The organism is Bacillus sp. 0209A (assembly GCF_036765095.1).
Classification (GTDB): Bacteria; Bacillota; Bacilli; order Bacillales; family Bacillaceae; genus Bacillus; species Bacillus subtilis_G.
The window spans coordinates 113578-129425 of sequence record NZ_JBAIZV010000007.1; the positions used below are offsets into that span (position 1 = coordinate 113578).

Annotated in this window: 12 protein-coding genes and 1 other annotated feature; of the genes, 4 read left to right on the forward strand and 8 right to left on the reverse strand. The window is 49.1% G+C overall.

Annotation, left to right across the window (positions count from 1 at the left end; translation table 11 throughout):
- Window positions 1–84: 84 nt before the first annotated feature.
- Window positions 85–332, reverse strand: a binding site (T-box leader).
- A 65-nt stretch (window positions 333–397) separates the two neighbouring features.
- The 8 genes from garD to V6D44_RS19610 form a co-directional block, all read right to left on the reverse strand.
- The gene (gene garD / locus V6D44_RS19575; RefSeq protein WP_087993088.1) at window positions 398–1930 is read right to left on the reverse strand and encodes a galactarate dehydratase; all 1533 of its coding nucleotides are present in this window, start codon (window positions 1928–1930) and stop codon (window positions 398–400) included.
- Between the two features lie 92 nt (window positions 1931–2022).
- Complete coding sequence (locus V6D44_RS19580; RefSeq protein WP_087993087.1) at window positions 2023–2724, reverse strand: FadR/GntR family transcriptional regulator; 702 nt, start codon at window positions 2722–2724, stop codon at window positions 2023–2025.
- A gap of 69 nt (window positions 2725–2793) precedes the next feature.
- On the reverse strand, window positions 2794–4161 hold the full coding sequence (gene gudD, locus V6D44_RS19585; RefSeq protein ID WP_202328650.1) for a glucarate dehydratase: 1368 nt from the start codon (window positions 4159–4161) through the stop codon (window positions 2794–2796).
- Window positions 4162–4197: 36 nt separating this feature from the next.
- On the reverse strand, window positions 4198–5565 hold the full coding sequence (gene gudP / locus V6D44_RS19590) for a glucarate transporter GudP (protein ID WP_087993085.1): 1368 nt from the start codon (window positions 5563–5565) through the stop codon (window positions 4198–4200).
- An 85-nt stretch (window positions 5566–5650) separates the two neighbouring features.
- On the reverse strand, window positions 5651–7117 hold the full coding sequence (gene gucD / locus V6D44_RS19595) for an alpha-ketoglutaric semialdehyde dehydrogenase GucD (protein WP_087993084.1): 1467 nt from the start codon (window positions 7115–7117) through the stop codon (window positions 5651–5653).
- A 31-nt stretch (window positions 7118–7148) separates the two neighbouring features.
- Window positions 7149–8075: a 5-dehydro-4-deoxyglucarate dehydratase gene (kdgD, locus tag V6D44_RS19600; protein WP_087993083.1), complete on the reverse strand. Its 927-nt coding sequence runs from the start codon at window positions 8073–8075 to the stop codon at window positions 7149–7151.
- A gap of 227 nt (window positions 8076–8302) precedes the next feature.
- Entirely contained in the window at window positions 8303–9238 is a 936-nt protein-coding gene (locus tag V6D44_RS19605; RefSeq protein WP_333516827.1) for a DNA-binding domain-containing protein, read from the reverse strand.
- Between the two features lie 9 nt (window positions 9239–9247).
- The gene (locus V6D44_RS19610; RefSeq protein WP_202328877.1) at window positions 9248–10480 is read right to left on the reverse strand and encodes an ATP-binding protein; all 1233 of its coding nucleotides are present in this window, start codon (window positions 10478–10480) and stop codon (window positions 9248–9250) included.
- 296 nt (window positions 10481–10776) lie between these two features.
- Here V6D44_RS19610 and V6D44_RS19615 point away from each other — a divergent pair, with 296 nt between their 5' ends.
- The 4 genes from V6D44_RS19615 to mmuP all read left to right on the forward strand — a co-directional run bounded on the left by V6D44_RS19615 (window position 10777) and on the right by mmuP (window position 15825).
- Window positions 10777–11760 carry a glutaminase gene (locus V6D44_RS19615; protein WP_087993081.1) on the forward strand — a complete coding sequence of 328 codons (984 nt, stop codon included), beginning with the start codon at window positions 10777–10779 and terminating at the stop codon, window positions 11758–11760.
- A gap of 24 nt (window positions 11761–11784) precedes the next feature.
- Window positions 11785–13221, forward strand: coding sequence for an alanine/glycine:cation symporter family protein (locus tag V6D44_RS19620; RefSeq protein ID WP_202328637.1), 1437 nt, complete (start codon window positions 11785–11787; stop codon window positions 13219–13221).
- Window positions 13222–13346: 125 nt separating this feature from the next.
- The gene (mmuM, locus tag V6D44_RS19625; RefSeq protein WP_087993079.1) at window positions 13347–14294 is read left to right on the forward strand and encodes a homocysteine S-methyltransferase; all 948 of its coding nucleotides are present in this window, start codon (window positions 13347–13349) and stop codon (window positions 14292–14294) included.
- Between the two features lie 118 nt (window positions 14295–14412).
- Window positions 14413–15825, forward strand: coding sequence for an S-methylmethionine permease (mmuP, locus tag V6D44_RS19630; RefSeq protein ID WP_087993173.1), 1413 nt, complete (start codon window positions 14413–14415; stop codon window positions 15823–15825).
- The last annotated feature ends 23 nt before the right edge of the window (window positions 15826–15848 follow it).

The window sequence follows — 15848 nt, forward strand, 5'->3', positions numbered from 1 at the left end:
TCCTTTCCTATTTTCTGTTATGCACCACCAGCCATCATCCATTGGCCGTCACCTCCTTTAAGACACAAAAAAACCCCGTCCTATGCAAAGGACGAGGGTCTCGCGGTACCACCTTTATTAACAGCTATACGCCGTTCACTCTCAGTACAGAAAACATCCGTTTCGATACTCCTCTCTTGGTAACGGGGAGAGAATCCCGGCATCGCCTACTATCCGTTCAGCAAAGCAATTCAGAAGCCCATTCGGCATCAGGGGAGGATCGGTTCACACCTGCCACCGACTCTCTGAACCTCACACATTGACGCGTACTCACTCTTCCTCACGATTGTTGATCCGTCCTATTAATTGTAGAGTTTATAATACTCTGATTATTTTTAGAAGTCAATCACAAGATGTATCAAGTCACCGGAGCAGGATTAAACAAGCACAAATCATTATGAAGGCCCCAGCGGTCCGCCCACGTTTGTTTGCGGCCGCTCGCCACAGCCAGAATTGTCCTGAAGATTTCCCAGCCTACGTCTTCAATACTGGCCTCTCCTGTCGCGATTCGTCCGGCATTGATATCGATTAAATCCGCCCAATGCTCTGATAATGAATGCCGTGTGGATACTTTCAGCACCGGGGCAGCGGCCAGGCCGTACGGTGTTCCTCTCCCTGTCGTAAAAACCTGCAGATTCATGCCTGCCGCCAGTTGCAGGGTTCCGCACACAAAATCGCTCGCCGGTGTCGCTGCGAACAGCAGCCCTTTTCGCTCTGCCTTTTCCCCCGGGCCGAGCACGCCGGAGATGGGGCTTGTGCCTGATTTGGCTACCGAGCCTAACGCTTTTTCCACTACATTGGATAGCCCGCCTTTTTTATTGCCTGGTGACGGGTTCGCGCTTCGGTCCGCTTCCCCCCGCCGCAGATAGCTGTCATACCACTTCATCTCTCTGATCAGCGATTGTCCAACCTCTTCACTGACAGCCCGCGGTGTTAATAAATGAATCGCATCCCGCACCTCTGTCACTTCAGAAAACAAAACGGTCGCACCTGCCCGAACCAATAAATCAGCCGCATACCCCACGGCAGGGTTCGCCGTCACGCCGGAAAACGCATCACTGCCGCCGCATTGCAGGCCGATAACCAGATCCGAAACAGGGCAGGTCACACGGGTTCTGCTGTTCAGCCTGATTAACCGTTCCTCCGCCATTTCCAAAATGGATTGAATCATCGCCGCAAAACCTTGGTGATCTTGGAGTGAGAGGATATCATCATGCTTCTCAGGCGCAATCCTTGCCGGGAGGAGCTTTTCACATCCCAATCCGATCACCATCACTTCACCGCCGAAGTTCGGATGCTTCGCCAGATTTTGAATTGTGCGGATCGGAATGACAGCATCAGGCGCATTGATCGCCACCCCGCAGCCGTATTGATGATGCAACGGCACAACGTCATCGACATTTGGATATTTCGGCAGCAGCTCTTCTTTGATCCGTTTGACCGCATAATCCAAAACGCCAACGACACATTGGACACTTGTGGTGATGCCGAGAATATTTTTCGTCCCGGCACTACCGTCCGCATTTCGATACCCTTCAAACGTGTAACCTTCAAGAGTTGGCAGCGGTTTGGGCACTCTGTTTGCGAGAGGAAGATCATCTAAAGCGGGTGGAGCGGGCATTCTCACGAGGGCTTCCCGTATCCAGCTCCCTCGTTTGATCGTCTCATCGGCAAATCCGATCACCTCTCCGTAACGCACGATCTCATCCCCTTGATTGAGATCGGTTAACGCCACCTTATGGCCTTGAGGGACATCCTCTTCAAGTACGAGCCCGCATGAAAAAACAGTGCCCTTTGGAAGTCCCCCGTCATTGACAATAATCGCCGTGTTATCTGTTTCATTCACTTTGATGTAAAGGGGCGCTTGGTTCTGCCTGAGGTTCATCGCCATATGAAAATCACTCCTTATCTCATAGTAAACGCTTTCTTAATCGGTTCAAAAAAGCCGCAGCTCTTTCGTTTCAACTGCGGCTGTCTCTGCAATTATTTCTCATCCATGCCCTTTAGAATTTTGTCACGGACAAATTTCAGATGCTCATACATGTGGTAATGCGCTTTGTAAGGGTCTCTTTTAGCAAGTGCATCGTAGATTTTTTTGTGATATTCGACCGTTACATCTCTCTCCCTGTACGGAATCTGGCTGTCAATTTTCGCATGGGTAATTAAGAGAGACTGAATCATCCCTTCGACAACGGGGTTATTGGCACTTAACGCAATAATTCGATGGAATTCTTTATCCGCTTCACCATAAAGATTGTCAGTGCTGCTGGCGATGTCGTCGATCGTCTTCTGCAAACGCTGGAGTTCATCCTCATTGATTTTTTCCGCGGCAATCGTCACGAGTCCGAGTTCTAACGCCATTCGCGCTTCAATGATGGCCGGAAGATTATCAGTGGCCAAGGCAAGCATGACGGAAAATGGCTGCATGCCAATTTTATCGTTGAAATACGTGCCGCCGCGGGTTTTTCTCGTAATGACGCCCAGCGTTTCAAGTGAACTCAGCGCCTCTCGAAGCACCGGCCTGCTGACATGCAAAATGTCCATCAGTTCCATTTCTGTCGGCAATTTGTCTCCGGCCTTTAACTGTCCGCTCGACAATAAATGGACAATTCGTTCAATGACCTGCTTGGCTAATGTTTTCCGATTGACTGTATCGACTTTCAGATCCTCTAAACCTTCGTACACGAACAACTCTCCCTTCAGTTGTTCAATTGTAAGACAAAATAGCCAAGGTTACAATATTTACAATCAATCTTATCGCACAAGACACGGGCGTTTCCGGTCGAACTCCCAGTTGTTGATCAGAAACTGCATAGGGATCGCGTCATTCCGGGCGCCTAAATTCATTTTCTGGTAGAGTTCATGCGCTTTTTCAACTTGTTCCATATCAATGTCAACGCCAAGACCGGGCTTATTCGGCACCTTGACACAGCCATCGGCAATCTCAAAAGGCTGTTTCGTTAAACGCTGCCCGTCCTGCCAGATCCAATGGGTATCAATCGCCGTAATGCGTCCCGGAGCCGCCGCTGCCACATGAGTAAACATCGCTAGGGAGATATCAAAGTGGTTGTTGGAGTGGGAGCCCCATGTCAAACCCCAATCATGGCACATTTGCGCCACCCGCACCGAACCCTGCATCGTCCAGAAGTGCGGATCAGCCAGCGGAATATCCACCGCGTGAAGCTGGATCGCGTGACCCATTTCCCGCCAGTCGGTCGCAATCATATTTGTCGCGGTCGGAAGCCCTGTCGCACGGCGGAATTCAGTCATTATTTCACGGGCGGAGTAGCCGTTCTCATCCCCGCACGGATCTTCCGCATACGCAAGCACATCATGCTTTCCTTTGCATAATATAATAGCTTCCTCTAATGACCACGCCCCGTTCGGATCAAGGGTAATTCTCGCCTCAGGAAAACGTTTTGATAATGCGGTGACAGCTTCGATTTCATCCTCTCCCCGCAGCACCCCGCCTTTCAGCTTGAAATCCTGAAAGCCGTAGCGCTCCTGCGCGGATTCGGCAAGGCGTACAATAGCCTCAGGCGTCAGTGCTTCCTCATGGCGAAGACGGAACCACTCACAATCTGACTGCTCATCGCCTTGATACGGCAGGGTCGTCCGCTTTCGGTCACCGATGTAAAAGAGGTAGCCGAGCATTTTCACTTCATCGCGCTGCTTCCCTTCGCCCAGCAAGGCCGCGACCGGTTCCTGAAGAAACGTTCCAAGCAAATCTAACAAAGCCGCTTCCAGCGCTGTGACGGCATGTACGGTGGTGCGCAAATCAAACGTCTGGATGCCGCGCCCTCCCCTGTCCTGATCGGCAAACTGCTTTCTGACCGTCTGCAATATCGCCTGATACGCGCCAATAGATTTTCCGACCACAAGCGGCTTTGCCAGCTCGAGTGTACGGCGTATCTGTTCTCCGCCAGGCACCTCGCCAACTCCCTGATTTCCGCTGCTGTCGGTTAAGATCACGATATTCCGGGTAAAAAATGGGCTGTGTGCGCCGCTCAGATTCAGCAGCATGCTGTCATGTCCCGCAACAGGGATTACCTTCATCTCATAAATTGAAGGAATATTCGATCTTTTTTCTTTTTGGACCTGCTCTTGTATTGGTGAACTCATGTTTTATCCTCCTTTTATAAAGCGCTTTCATAAGTGTTAGACAGGCAATGATTGATCGGGGTCCTGCTCTTGTTTCTTTAACACGACCCGTTTGATCGGCCCGACCAGCAACAAATAGCTGAGGATCGCCGCAATCGCGTTAGCGCCGACAAACACAAGCGCTCCATTAAAAGATCCTGTAGCGTTAACGATATAACCAATAATAATCGGAGTCGTAATCGAGGCGATGTTCCCGAATGTGTTGAACAACCCGCCGCTTAATCCTGCACACTCTTTCGGAGACGTGTCCGACACGACAGCCCATCCCAATGCGCCGAAGCCTTTTCCGAAAAACGCGAGTGACATAATGACAACGACGAGCCACGCTGAATCCGTGTAGTTACAGACAATCATACTGCAAGACAGCAGCATGCCGACAATGATCGGCGCCTTTCTTGCAAAGGTCAGAGAACGGCCTTTTTTGAGCAAGATGTCTGACACGATGCCCCCAAGCACACCGCCGGCAAATCCGCACAGCGCCGGCAGGGAAGCGACAAACCCCGCTTCAAGGATAGACATTCCGCGGGCCTGAACCAAATATACCGGGAACCATGTGAGAAAGAAATAGGTGAGAGTTGTAATGCAATATTGCGCGATGTACACGCCGATCAGCATGCGGTTCGTCAACAGCTGTTTGATATAAGGCCATTTCGATTCTGTTTCTTGCTTGCTTTTGCTGTCATCCATGGAAATCAGCCCGCCGCCCTGTTCGATATATGCAAGCTCGGCTTCATTGACCTTCGGATGTTTTTTAGGTTCATACACCGCTTTTAGCCAGATGACAGCCAGAAGAATGCCCGCGGCACCCATGACAACGAAGACGGAATGCCAGCCGAAAGAGTGGGTGAGCCAGCCCATTAAAGGAGAAAAAATGACGATTGCGAAGTATTGAGCTGAATTAAAAAAGGCTGAAGCTGTCCCGCGCTCGGAGCTTGGGAACCATGAGGCAACAACTCTTCCGTTTCCGGGAAATGAAGGCGCTTCGGACAAGCCGACCAGAAAACGCAGTGCAAACAGCAGGATAATCGCTGTGCCGGCGGAGAAAAAGCCAATCGCCCCTTGCAGCAGTGTAAAAAACGACCAGAAAAAAATGCTTAACGCAATGACCGTCTTTGAACCAAAACGGTCCAGCAGCCAGCCGCCCGGAAGCTGCCCGATGACATAGGCCCAGCCAAAAGCAGAAAAGACATATCCCATGGCGACCGAGTCCAATCCCAGGTCATGCTGGACGGAATCTCCCGTGATGGAAAGCGTCGCCCGATCCGCGTAGTTAATAGAGGTCACAAGAAACAGCATAAAAACGATGAACCAGCGTACAGACGTTTTATTGCCCGCCGGTGAAACATTCGCATAGTCTTTTTTCATAATATCTTCTCCTTTTCAAAATAGAGAATCATATGCTGGCTGGTGATAAAGCGAGGAAAGAGACGTCCGCCTCTTTCCAGCACCCTTACGGCTTCACAAAAACGGTTTTGATCGCCGTGAAAAAGTCCTTCGCCGCCTCACCCTGTTCACGGGAGTGGGAGCTTGACTGCTTCATTCCCCCAAAAGGCGCCTGAAGCTCAACACCCGCGCTTTCTGCGTTAATCCGGACAAGCCCGGCGTCAATTTCATCAACGAATGAAAGCATTCGGCCGATGTTTTGCGTGAAAATGGATGCGCTTAAACCAAACTTCACATCATTGGCGATGTCCAGCGCCTCCTCCATTGAGTCCACCTTGACCAGGGCGATCACCGGACCAAAAATTTCTTCTTGGGCAATCGTCATCTCAGATGTCACATTGTCAAAGATGGCAGGCTCAACATAATAGCCCTTTTGATACTTTCCATCCTCCAGCTTTTCACCTCCGATCAAAAGGGAAGCGCCTTCCTGTTTGCCTTTCCTAATGTACGACAGACAGTTATCAAGCTGATTCTTGCTGGCAATCGGCCCCATCCAGACATCCTCTTTTAAGCTGTCTCCGATCGTAATATCTTTTGTGCGCTGGAGAAGTTTTTCTTTAAAACGATCGTAAATTCCGCTTTGCACAATGACGCGGCTTGTCGCGGTACACTTCTGTCCGGTTGAACGGAAGGCACCCGTAATGACAGCTTCTGCCGCAGCTTCAAGATCAGCGTCATCAGCTACGATGACCGGGTTTTTGCCGCCCATTTCAAGCTGATATTTGGCTCCTCTCGCTAAAGCGGCCTGCCCGATGATTTTGCCGACTTGATTTGAACCGGTAAACGTAACGGCGTTTACCCCGTCATGCTCAGCAAGTCCCTGCCCGACAACAGAACCCGGGCCTGTCACGAAATTGATGACTCCTGCCGGCAGCCCCGCTTCTTCAAAGCAGGCAATCATTTTCGCGCATGTCACGGCTGTTTCTGTCGCCGGTTTGATGACAACGGTATTTCCGTACACCAATGCCGGGGCCATCTTCCAAATCGGAATCGCCACCGGAAAGTTCCACGGAGAAATCACGCCGACAACACCGAGCGGAACACGAGTTGTGAACATGAGCGCGTCTTTGTCAGTAGACGGAATGACGTCACCCGTTTTGCGCATGCCCTCTCCGGCATAATAGCGCAGAATCGCAATACCCCGAGCCGTTTCTCCTTTCGCTTCGGGCAGTGTTTTTCCCATTTCACGCGTTGCACAGGCGGCGATTTCCTCCAAGCGCTGTTCCATGATATCCGCTGTTTTGTATAAGTATTGGCCCCGCTCGGCACCCGTCAGCTTTCTCCAAGCCGTTTTGGCTTTATTGGCGGCGGCGACGGCCCGTTCCACATCTTCAGCCGTTGAATTCTGTACATAGCCGACAATATCATTCACATCCGCGGGGTTTTCGACCTTGACCATATCGCCTGACTCAGACTTCACCCACTCTCCGTTAATAAAGTTCAGATACGTGTTTTGTTCCGTGATCACAGACATGCCCATTGCCCCTTTCATGTTTTTTTGTTCTTCAAACCGTCGCGGCTTTTTTCGGAAAACGGTCAGCCGCCTGCTTCAAAATCGCCTCTAATTGCTGATAGTGCTCTTTTTCAACCGGGCCGACAGGCGGTCTGGCTGTGTTTCTCACATTTAAACCCATGATCTCCATGCCCGCTTTAATCAAAGATACGGCGTATCCTTTTCGTTGTTTGCGAATGTCGTTGATCGGCAGAATCACATGCTGATAGAGCTCCTTCACCAGCTCGTCATTTCCGTTTTTCAATGCGTCATAGAACATCCGGGAAATATGCGGGATATAATTTGAAATCGCTGAAGAATAAGAGTGAAATCCGATCGGCAGGTAAGCCGGCATCGTCACTTCAGCCATCGGCATTCCGTTGAGCCATCCTAAGCGGTCGCCGAGCGTATAGACGAGGTTAATATTCAAATCCATATTTCCCACCCCGTCCTTCACTCCGACAAGCTGTTCCAATTGGGTCAGCCGCTTGATCTGCTCAAGAGAGAGAACGGCGTTATCGCGCTGATAAAGAATCGCATTCAGGTCAGTGCTTTCAATAATCGTTTTCGCATACTGATAGAGCCCCTCCTGTTCGCCATGTACCAAATACGGAGGCAGGATCAAGTAGCCATCGGCGCCTTTTTTCTCCGACAGCTGCGCCCATTCAAGCGCTGTGCTGAGGTTACCCCCCACCCCCGTGTAAACCGGAACCTTTTCTCCGGCTGCCGAGACTGCGACTTCGACCATTTGCGCGTATTCCTTCTGGCTGAGAGATTGAAATTCACCAGACCCACAAGCGATAAAAATCGCTTCTAAGCCTTCTTCCAGCAAAAACTCAATGTTTTGAAAAAGAGCTTCCTCCTCCAGTTTTCCTTGTGTGTTAAAAGGAGCAACCGGAAAACCTAAAATTCCAGCAGGTGCTTTTCTCATACGGCTCATCAACATAACCTCCTGTTATTCGTGTAAACAGCCCTGACCGAAAGCGCTTTTATTAGTTTTTGTTTCGCATCCGCTCCTTCCCATACATCCTTTTGTTTAATTGTAAGACAAATAAACAACAAGTCAATATCTTTATTTTCTGATATTTTATAAAAAGAAAGTAAACCGCTGTCCCTCCGGGGTTCTGGCGCAGCAAAAAAACAGCCGGGACAGCCGGCTGTTTGGTTTTACACCCTTCTTTGTTTCATCGCCTCATGCAAAAGCTTCGCCTCCAAAAAGAACACATGGATGAATTTTTTCATATTCACTCTCGCAGTGGCGAGAGGTTTTGCATCCTTGGATTGAAGTTCTTTCATTTTCTGGCTGACAACCGGAAAATCAAAGAATTTCGATGCATAGGTTTCAAATTTCGGATTTGAAAAATCAGTTGTGCCCAGTGAAGCAAAATGGTGCAGTGAATGGATAATCGCTCTGCGAATGCGCTGCTCCGAGGCTTTCATTTCGCGATTGACTTCCGTTTGGGATGCCCCTGCCCCCAGCTTCCGTTCCGCTACTTGAGTGAAGATCTGTTTTAGCGAAGGGGTATGTTTTTCGTACGGCTCATGTTCTGCTAAATACTGCAGCACCGCCACGAGATCATGCGCGCCGCCTTCCCCCATCATGCCCAACTCGGACAATAGGAATGTTCCTGCTTCTTTTAAGCCGCTGTCACTATTCTGCTGAGGACGCGTTTTCCGTTCATTCCGATTGACAAGCCGGCTGAGAGAGAGCTGAATAGCCCCAATTGAGTGCTCAAGCTCGATCCGTTCCTTCACTTTTTGGAGAACCGTGACAATTTCAATGCGGTTAATCGGCTTATGGATAAAATATTCGATGCCGAGTGAGTACGCTTCTCCGACCATTTCCTTCGCTTCCACTTGAGAGATCATGACGATCTTGCCGGAGTACGTATTTTGGAGCTGGCGAATCGTCTCAATGCCGTCTCTTCCAGGCATTAACAGATCGATTAATAAAATATCAATCTGCTTGAATTGCAGCATATGCCCTTCCACTTGGCTCCCGTCTTCCGCTTCACCAGCAGCTTCCCCGAGATCCTCATCTTCAATGATCTGCCTTAAAATCGACCGTACCGCACGGTCATCATCAACGATAAAAAAACGCATAGCTTCGGTTCACCCTTTCTGAATCAAATGCCGGACAGGCAGCCTAACAGCAAACACCACTCCACGCTGCTGATTATCAAATGTGATATCCCCTTCCAGCTCTGTCACGATTTCCTTCACGTAGGAAAGTCCAATTCCCGTAGAAGGCGTGCCATATTCGTCATATTTTGAGGTAAAGCCCGGGTCAAACACAATCTCTCCGATTTTCTCAGAAATGCCGGGACCATTGTCTTCTACCTGGAATTCTACCATATTCTCATTTGGCCTATTGAGCCTCAGGCTGATCATTCCCTCTTCCCCCATGGCTTCTACCGCATTCGCCGTTAGATTATTAATGATCGAAAGCACGATAAATACGTGATATTCTTCATGCTCCCCCTCTATCAAGCAGTGAAAATCAATCTGCTTTCCCAGTGCTTCAGCGTACTTCTCATTCATGCGAATCACAAGCTGCAGCAAATCAGACGCCCTCATATAATCTCTCAAGCTCTCATTAGAAATCAGTTTTGAAAGCCCGGCGAATATCCGCTGGTTGTCCTTTTTCACTTCATGAATTTCTCCGGCCAGCCTCAGGATTCTGCCGCTGAGCTGATCATCTTTGCCCTTTACTTCCCGATAGAGCTGATACGAATCGTTCGTCACTTGTTCTGTCGTTTTCAGCGTCTTTTTTAGATGCACCGTTTCTTCATATAAATTGGAAACGATCATCAGCATATGCTCGTGTTGCCGCCTTGTCTGTTTTTCTCTCGATTGTGTTTCATACAGCTTCAGCACACTATAAAAGCTCATCACGATAAATGTGTGAGAAATCGCAATCACCGCGAGATCGGTGATTTCCTCAGGCGTGACGACGGTATGGAACATGAGAAACTGCACAGCCAGCTCGACACAATCTGCCACAATTTCAATCATAAAACCGACAAAGCCGAGCATAAACGGCCGTTCGCGGAAACGATTAGCCTTCAATACGGAAAACAGGCAAGCGTAAGTCATATAAAAGAAAAAGCCAGACGCTTGGTCATACAGAATCGGAGTCAGTCCATCGTGTCCCCCGCGCCACAATTCCAGAAAGACACGAAAGACGAGTACTGCCGCTCCAGTCAGAAAACCCGGCAGCACAGCGGGCACATGCCGCAGCAGCGACAAGAAGAAGAAAAAAACCGGTGCGCCAAAGCTAATCCGGAACTCTTCATTAAGAGGATAAAATTTCAGTTCACCGGCCAAGGGTACCGTCATCAGCATGAGAGCCAAAATATATCCATCTTTTTCAAAAAAACGCTTCAGTTTTATGATGATCACATCCTCGCTTTTATTTTGGGGAAACGGCTGAAAACCCGCAAATTTCTTTTGACCCAGAACATGAGGTTTTTATAAATCTTACGGCTTATTTTCAAAATATTTTTGTCGTATTTTGTATGATTCTGTAGTCGTCATTATACAGTAAATATACCCTCCGCTTTAGTGAAAGCGTTTAATGCCCCTTCATCCTTCGTTTTGGTAAACCATAGTCCTTTAAAAAAACAGTGAGGAGGAATTTGATGAAAGAATTGATAAAAGAGCTCCGGAAAGAAATAGACCCGGCGTCCCAGCTGCATGATTGGGTGGAGCACTATCGCCCATTTGCCGCTAATGGACAAAGTGCAAATTATATCCCCGCTTTAGGAAAAGTCAATGATTCACAGCTCGGCATTTGTATATTGGAGCCTGACGGAACGATGATACACTCCGGCGACTGGAACGTCCCTTTTACCCTGCAAAGCATTTCAAAAGTGATCAGCTTTATCGCCGCCTGCATGAGCCGCGGCATTCCCTATGTACTGGACCGCGTAGATGTCGAGCCGACAGGTGACGCCTTTAATTCCATCATTCGGCTCGAAATCAACAAGCCGGGAAAGCCATTCAATCCTATGATCAACGCGGGTGCTCTCACCATCGCCTCGCTTCTTCCCGGAGAGTCGGCACACGATAAGCTCGATTTTCTTAACTCGGTGATGGAAACCTTAATAGGAAAACAGCCGAGAATTCATGAGGAAGTGTTCCGATCTGAGTGGGAAACCGCCCACCGCAACAGAGCGCTGGCCTACTATTTAAAAGAAACAAACTTTTTAGAAGCAGACGTAGAAGAAACGCTTGAGGTTTACTTGAAGCATTGCGCCATGGAGAGCACCACTGAAGATATCGCATTGATCGGCCTGATCCTTGCCCATGACGGCTATCATCCGATTCACCGCAAGCAAGTGATTCCAAAGGACGTGGCAAAATTGGCCAAGGCGTTAATGCTGACGTGCGGCATGTACAACGCTTCAGGCAAATATGCGGCGTTTGTCGGCGTGCCGGCCAAAAGCGGCGTCTCCGGCGGCATTATGGCACTGGTTCCTCCAAGCGCCAGAAGAGAAAAGCCTTTTCCATCCGGTTGCGGGATCGGCATTTACGGACCGGCCATTGATGAATACGGCAACAGCCTCACTGGCGGAATGCTGCTGAAGCATATGGCACAGGAGTGGGAACTCAGCATTTTTTAAACATAAAAAAAAAGAGGTGATTGTATGCAGCAAATCCTGGAACATGTTGTCGGTATCGCAAATGATCTTTTGTGGTCAAAGCTATTAATTGTATTGCTCCTTTCTCTGGGAATCTATTTTACGTTCAGACTGAAGTTTTTGCAGGTTCGCATGCTGAAAGAAATGGTCAGGGTATTAAAAGAAGGTGCTGCCTCCCGATCGAAAAACAGTATTTCTCCGTTTCAAGCGTTCTGTATCAGCATGGCAGCCCGTGTCGGAACGGGAAATATTACGGGCATTGCCATCGCCATTGCGCTCGGCGGACCCGGTGCAATCTTCTGGATGTGGATTATCGCCATTATCGGATCAGCATCAAGCTTTGTGGAAAGCACACTGGCCCAGATTTATAAAGTAAAAGATGAAAACGGATTCCGCGGCGGACCGGCTTATTACATGGAAAAAGGGCTGAACAAAAGGTGGATGGGCGCGCTGTTCGCTGTATTAATCACCTTATCGTTCGGTATCGTCTTTAACTCGGTCCAATCAAATACAGTCAGCCTCGCCTTTGAAAACGCGTTCGGCACAAACCGCCTGACATTGGGACTCATTTTAATTACTGTGTTCGGCACGATTATTTTCGGCGGCGTAAAACGGATTGCGAAGCTGGCTGAATCCATTGTCGTCGTGTTGGCGGCCCTGTATATCAGCGTTGCGTTTTTTGTGATTTTAACCAACATTACGCAGCTGCCTGACGTGATTACGCTTATCGTGAAAAATGCGTTTGGTTTTGACCAGGCCGCTGGCGGCGCTTTGGGAGCGGCGTTAATGCAGGGCGTCAGACGGGGAATCTTTTCAAACGAAGCGGGAATGGGGAGCGCACCGAATGCCGCCGCCACCGCAACGACAAGCCATCCTGTCAAACAGGGGCTGATTCAAGCGCTGGGTGTGCTGTCAGATACGCTAGTCATTTGTACAAGCACTGCTTTTATCATCCTGTTTTCGGATGCCTATCAAACTCCGGGACTGAGCGGGATCGCGTTGACACAAGCCTCTCTCAGCTCCCATGTCGGATCGTGGGCATCAGGCTTTCTCGCCATTCTGATTTTGTTATTCGGTTTCTGTGCATTAATCGGAAACTATTATTACGGGGAAACCAATATCGGCTTTTTAAACAAAAGTAAAAAACTGATTTTTGTCTACCGTATCGGCGTGCTGGCGATGATTGTGTTTGGCTGTGTTGCCAAAGTCCAGCTCGTCTGGGATCTGGCTGATTTGTTCATGGGCTTGATGGTCGTCGTGAATTTAATTGCGATTTTCTTATTATCAAAGGTCGTTTTTGTGGCGCTGCAAGACTATACACGCCAGAAAAAAGCGGGCAAAGATCCAGTCTTTTATAAAAATGTGCTCAAAAACCACAATGGCATTGAATGCTGGCCGCTTTCTGACAAACAGGCTGACACACACAACAAACAAATATCATAAAAAAAAGGTGTTCAGATAGACGGGCTGAACACCTTTCCCTTTTGTGTTTATTGACAAACACGTAAACCTCCCTTACGATTTTCATATCATTTCAAAAAATCTGAAAGAAGGCATCGGTACATTCTATGAATCCTATCCAACACATACTAGATACATACCCGCTTATTGTGCTAGACGGCGCCATGGCGACCGAGCTTGAACGCAAGGGCTGTGATTTGAACGACAGTCTCTGGTCGGCAAAAATCCTGATGGAAGAGCCGGATCTGATTAAACAAGTGCATACTGATTATTTTGCGGCAGGTGCTGACTGTGCGATCACCGCCAGCTATCAGTCTACGTTTGAAGGCTTTGCCGCACGCGGGCTGAGCGAAGCGGAAGCACGCCGGCTCATCGAGATGTCCGTCAGCATCGCAGCTGAAGCACGTGATGAATTTTGGGCGCTCGAAGAAAACCGTGTCAATCGGCCAAAGCCAATCATTGCGGCTTCTGTCGGCCCTTATGGCGCTTATCTTGCAGACGGCTCTGAGTATCGCGGCGACTACGGAATCTCAGAGGATGAACTTGTTGAATTTCATCGCCCCCGCATGAAGGCGCTGATCGAAGCTGGAGCTGATGTTTTGGCATGTGAAACGATCCCATGTCTGAGCGAAGCAAAAGCGATTGCGCGGCTGCTGAAGGAGTTTCCTGAAACGTATGCGTGGATCAGCTTCAGTGCAAAAGACAGCCTTCATATTAGTGACGGAACACCTGCCGCTGACTGTGCGTCATGGCTTGATAAGCACCGCCAAATTGCAGCGCTCGGCATCAACTGCACGCCGCTTCAGCATATCCCTTCTTTAATAGAGGAGTTAAAAAAACACACATCAAAACCGATCATCGTCTACCCGAATTCAGGCGAGCAGTATGATCCGGAGACAAAAACGTGGAACGGGGCGGCATGCGGAGAACCTTACGGAGTAAGCGCCCGCGCGTGGCATGAAAAAGGAGCGAAGCTGATTGGCGGCTGCTGCCGGACAAAACCCGAAGATATTAAAGAAATCGCGGCTTGGGCGCGCTCTTTAAAAACAACTTGACTTATCGGAATTGTTTGTATATTCTATCTTAAAGCCGGTTCGCCGGAGTCTCGTGTCACTCGCTGACATGGGATTTTTTATTAAAGGAAAGAAATCGCCGATAGAAAGTTGGAAAAAGATGAAATCTGCTCACAACAAGAATGAGACAAACTTTCAGAGAAGTATGAAAAGCCGGCACCTCTTTATGCTTTCCTTAGGGGGTGTCATCGGAACCGGACTGTTTTTAAGCTCCGGCTATACCATTCAGCAGGCAGGCCCGGCGGGAACGATACTCGCCTACTTAGTCGGCGCCGGAATCGTCTATTTGGTCATGCTATGCCTCGGTGAGCTGTCTGTAGCCATGCCTGTGACAGGCGCCTTTCACACCTATGCAACCAAATACATAGGACCGGGAACTGGATTTACGGTCGCTTGGCTGTACTGGCTGACATGGACCGTGGCATTGGGATCGGAATTCACAGCAGCCGGCCTGTTAATGCAGCGCTGGTTCCCCCATACGTCCGTTTGGATGTGGAGTGCCATCTTTGCGCTGTTGATTTTCTTGCTTAACGCATTTTCGGTCAAGTTTTTCGCTGAATCGGAATTTTGGTTTTCCAGCATCAAAGTTTTAGCCATTGTATTGTTTATTCTTTTAGGCGGCTCTGCCATGTTCGGCATCATTCCGATTCAAGGCGGAGAGGCCGCTCCGATGCTGTCCAATTTCACAGCGGAAGGCGGGCTCTTTCCACATGGATTTGTCCCGATTTTGATGACGATGCTGTCTGTCAATTTTGCCTTTTCGGGGACTGAACTGATCGGAATCGCCGCCGGAGAAAGCGTCGATCCCGACAAGACGATACCAAAAGCGATTAAAACAACGGTCTGGCGTCTTTCACTCTTCTTTATCGGAACCATTTTTGTCCTGTCAGGGCTGATTCCGATTCAAGAAGCAGGCGTCATCAAAAGCCCGTTTGTCGCTGTCTTTGACAGAGTCGGTGTGCCATACGCAGCCGATATCATGAACTTTGTCATCCTGACAGCGATCCTGTCAGCGGCTAATTCCGGACTCTACGCTTCTTCCCGGATGCTGTGGTCTTTATCAAAAGAAAAGACGCTTCACCCGGCATTTGCAAAGCTGACATCAAAAGGAACCCCGTTTAACGCGCTGGTGTTCAGCATGATCGGCGGCATTCTCTCATTGCTGTCCAGCGTATTTGCGCCAGACACTGTATACGTTGTGCTCGTGTCGATTTCCGGTTTTGCGGTCGTTGTCGTGTGGATGGGAATCGCAGCTTCTCAATTCATGTTCAGAAAACGGTATATCGAAGCGGGAAACAAGGTCGCCGATTTAAAGTACCGGACCCCTTGGTATCCGTTCGTGCCGATTGCCGCGTTCCTATTATGCCTGGCATCCGTGCTCGGCATTGCCTTTGATCCAAATCAAAGAATCGCACTGTATTGCGGCATTTCTTTTATGGCCATCTGCTACGCAGTGTATTATGTAAAAAATCGCATAAACAAGCCGACAGCTGATATGACTCATTCAAAGTAAAAAGAACCTGCCTCAGAGCAGGT

Excerpts from the sequence above, each read along its gene's own strand:
- garD (WP_087993088.1), bottom strand. The coding sequence starts at position 1,930 with ATGGCGATGAACCTCAGGCAGAACCAAGCGCCCCTTTACATCAAAGTG.
- gudD (WP_202328650.1), bottom strand. The coding sequence starts at position 4,161 with ATGAGTTCACCAATACAAGAGCAGGTCCAAAAAGAAAAAAGATCGAAT.
- gudP (WP_087993085.1), bottom strand. The coding sequence starts at position 5,565 with ATGAAAAAAGACTATGCGAATGTTTCACCGGCGGGCAATAAAACGTCT.
- gucD (WP_087993084.1), bottom strand. The coding sequence starts at position 7,117 with ATGTCTGTGATCACGGAACAAAACACGTATCTGAACTTTATTAACGGA.
- kdgD (WP_087993083.1), bottom strand. The coding sequence starts at position 8,075 with ATGAGCCGTATGAGAAAAGCACCTGCTGGAATTTTAGGTTTTCCGGTT.
- V6D44_RS19605 (WP_333516827.1), bottom strand. The coding sequence starts at position 9,238 with ATGCGTTTTTTTATCGTTGATGATGACCGTGCGGTACGGTCGATTTTA.
- V6D44_RS19610 (WP_202328877.1), bottom strand. The coding sequence starts at position 10,480 with ATGCTGATGACGGTACCCTTGGCCGGTGAACTGAAATTTTATCCTCTT.
- V6D44_RS19615 (WP_087993081.1), top strand. The coding sequence starts at position 10,777 with ATGAAAGAATTGATAAAAGAGCTCCGGAAAGAAATAGACCCGGCGTCC.
- V6D44_RS19620 (WP_202328637.1), top strand. The coding sequence starts at position 11,785 with ATGCAGCAAATCCTGGAACATGTTGTCGGTATCGCAAATGATCTTTTG.
- mmuM (WP_087993079.1), top strand. The coding sequence starts at position 13,347 with ATGAATCCTATCCAACACATACTAGATACATACCCGCTTATTGTGCTA.
- mmuP (WP_087993173.1), top strand. The coding sequence starts at position 14,413 with ATGAAATCTGCTCACAACAAGAATGAGACAAACTTTCAGAGAAGTATG.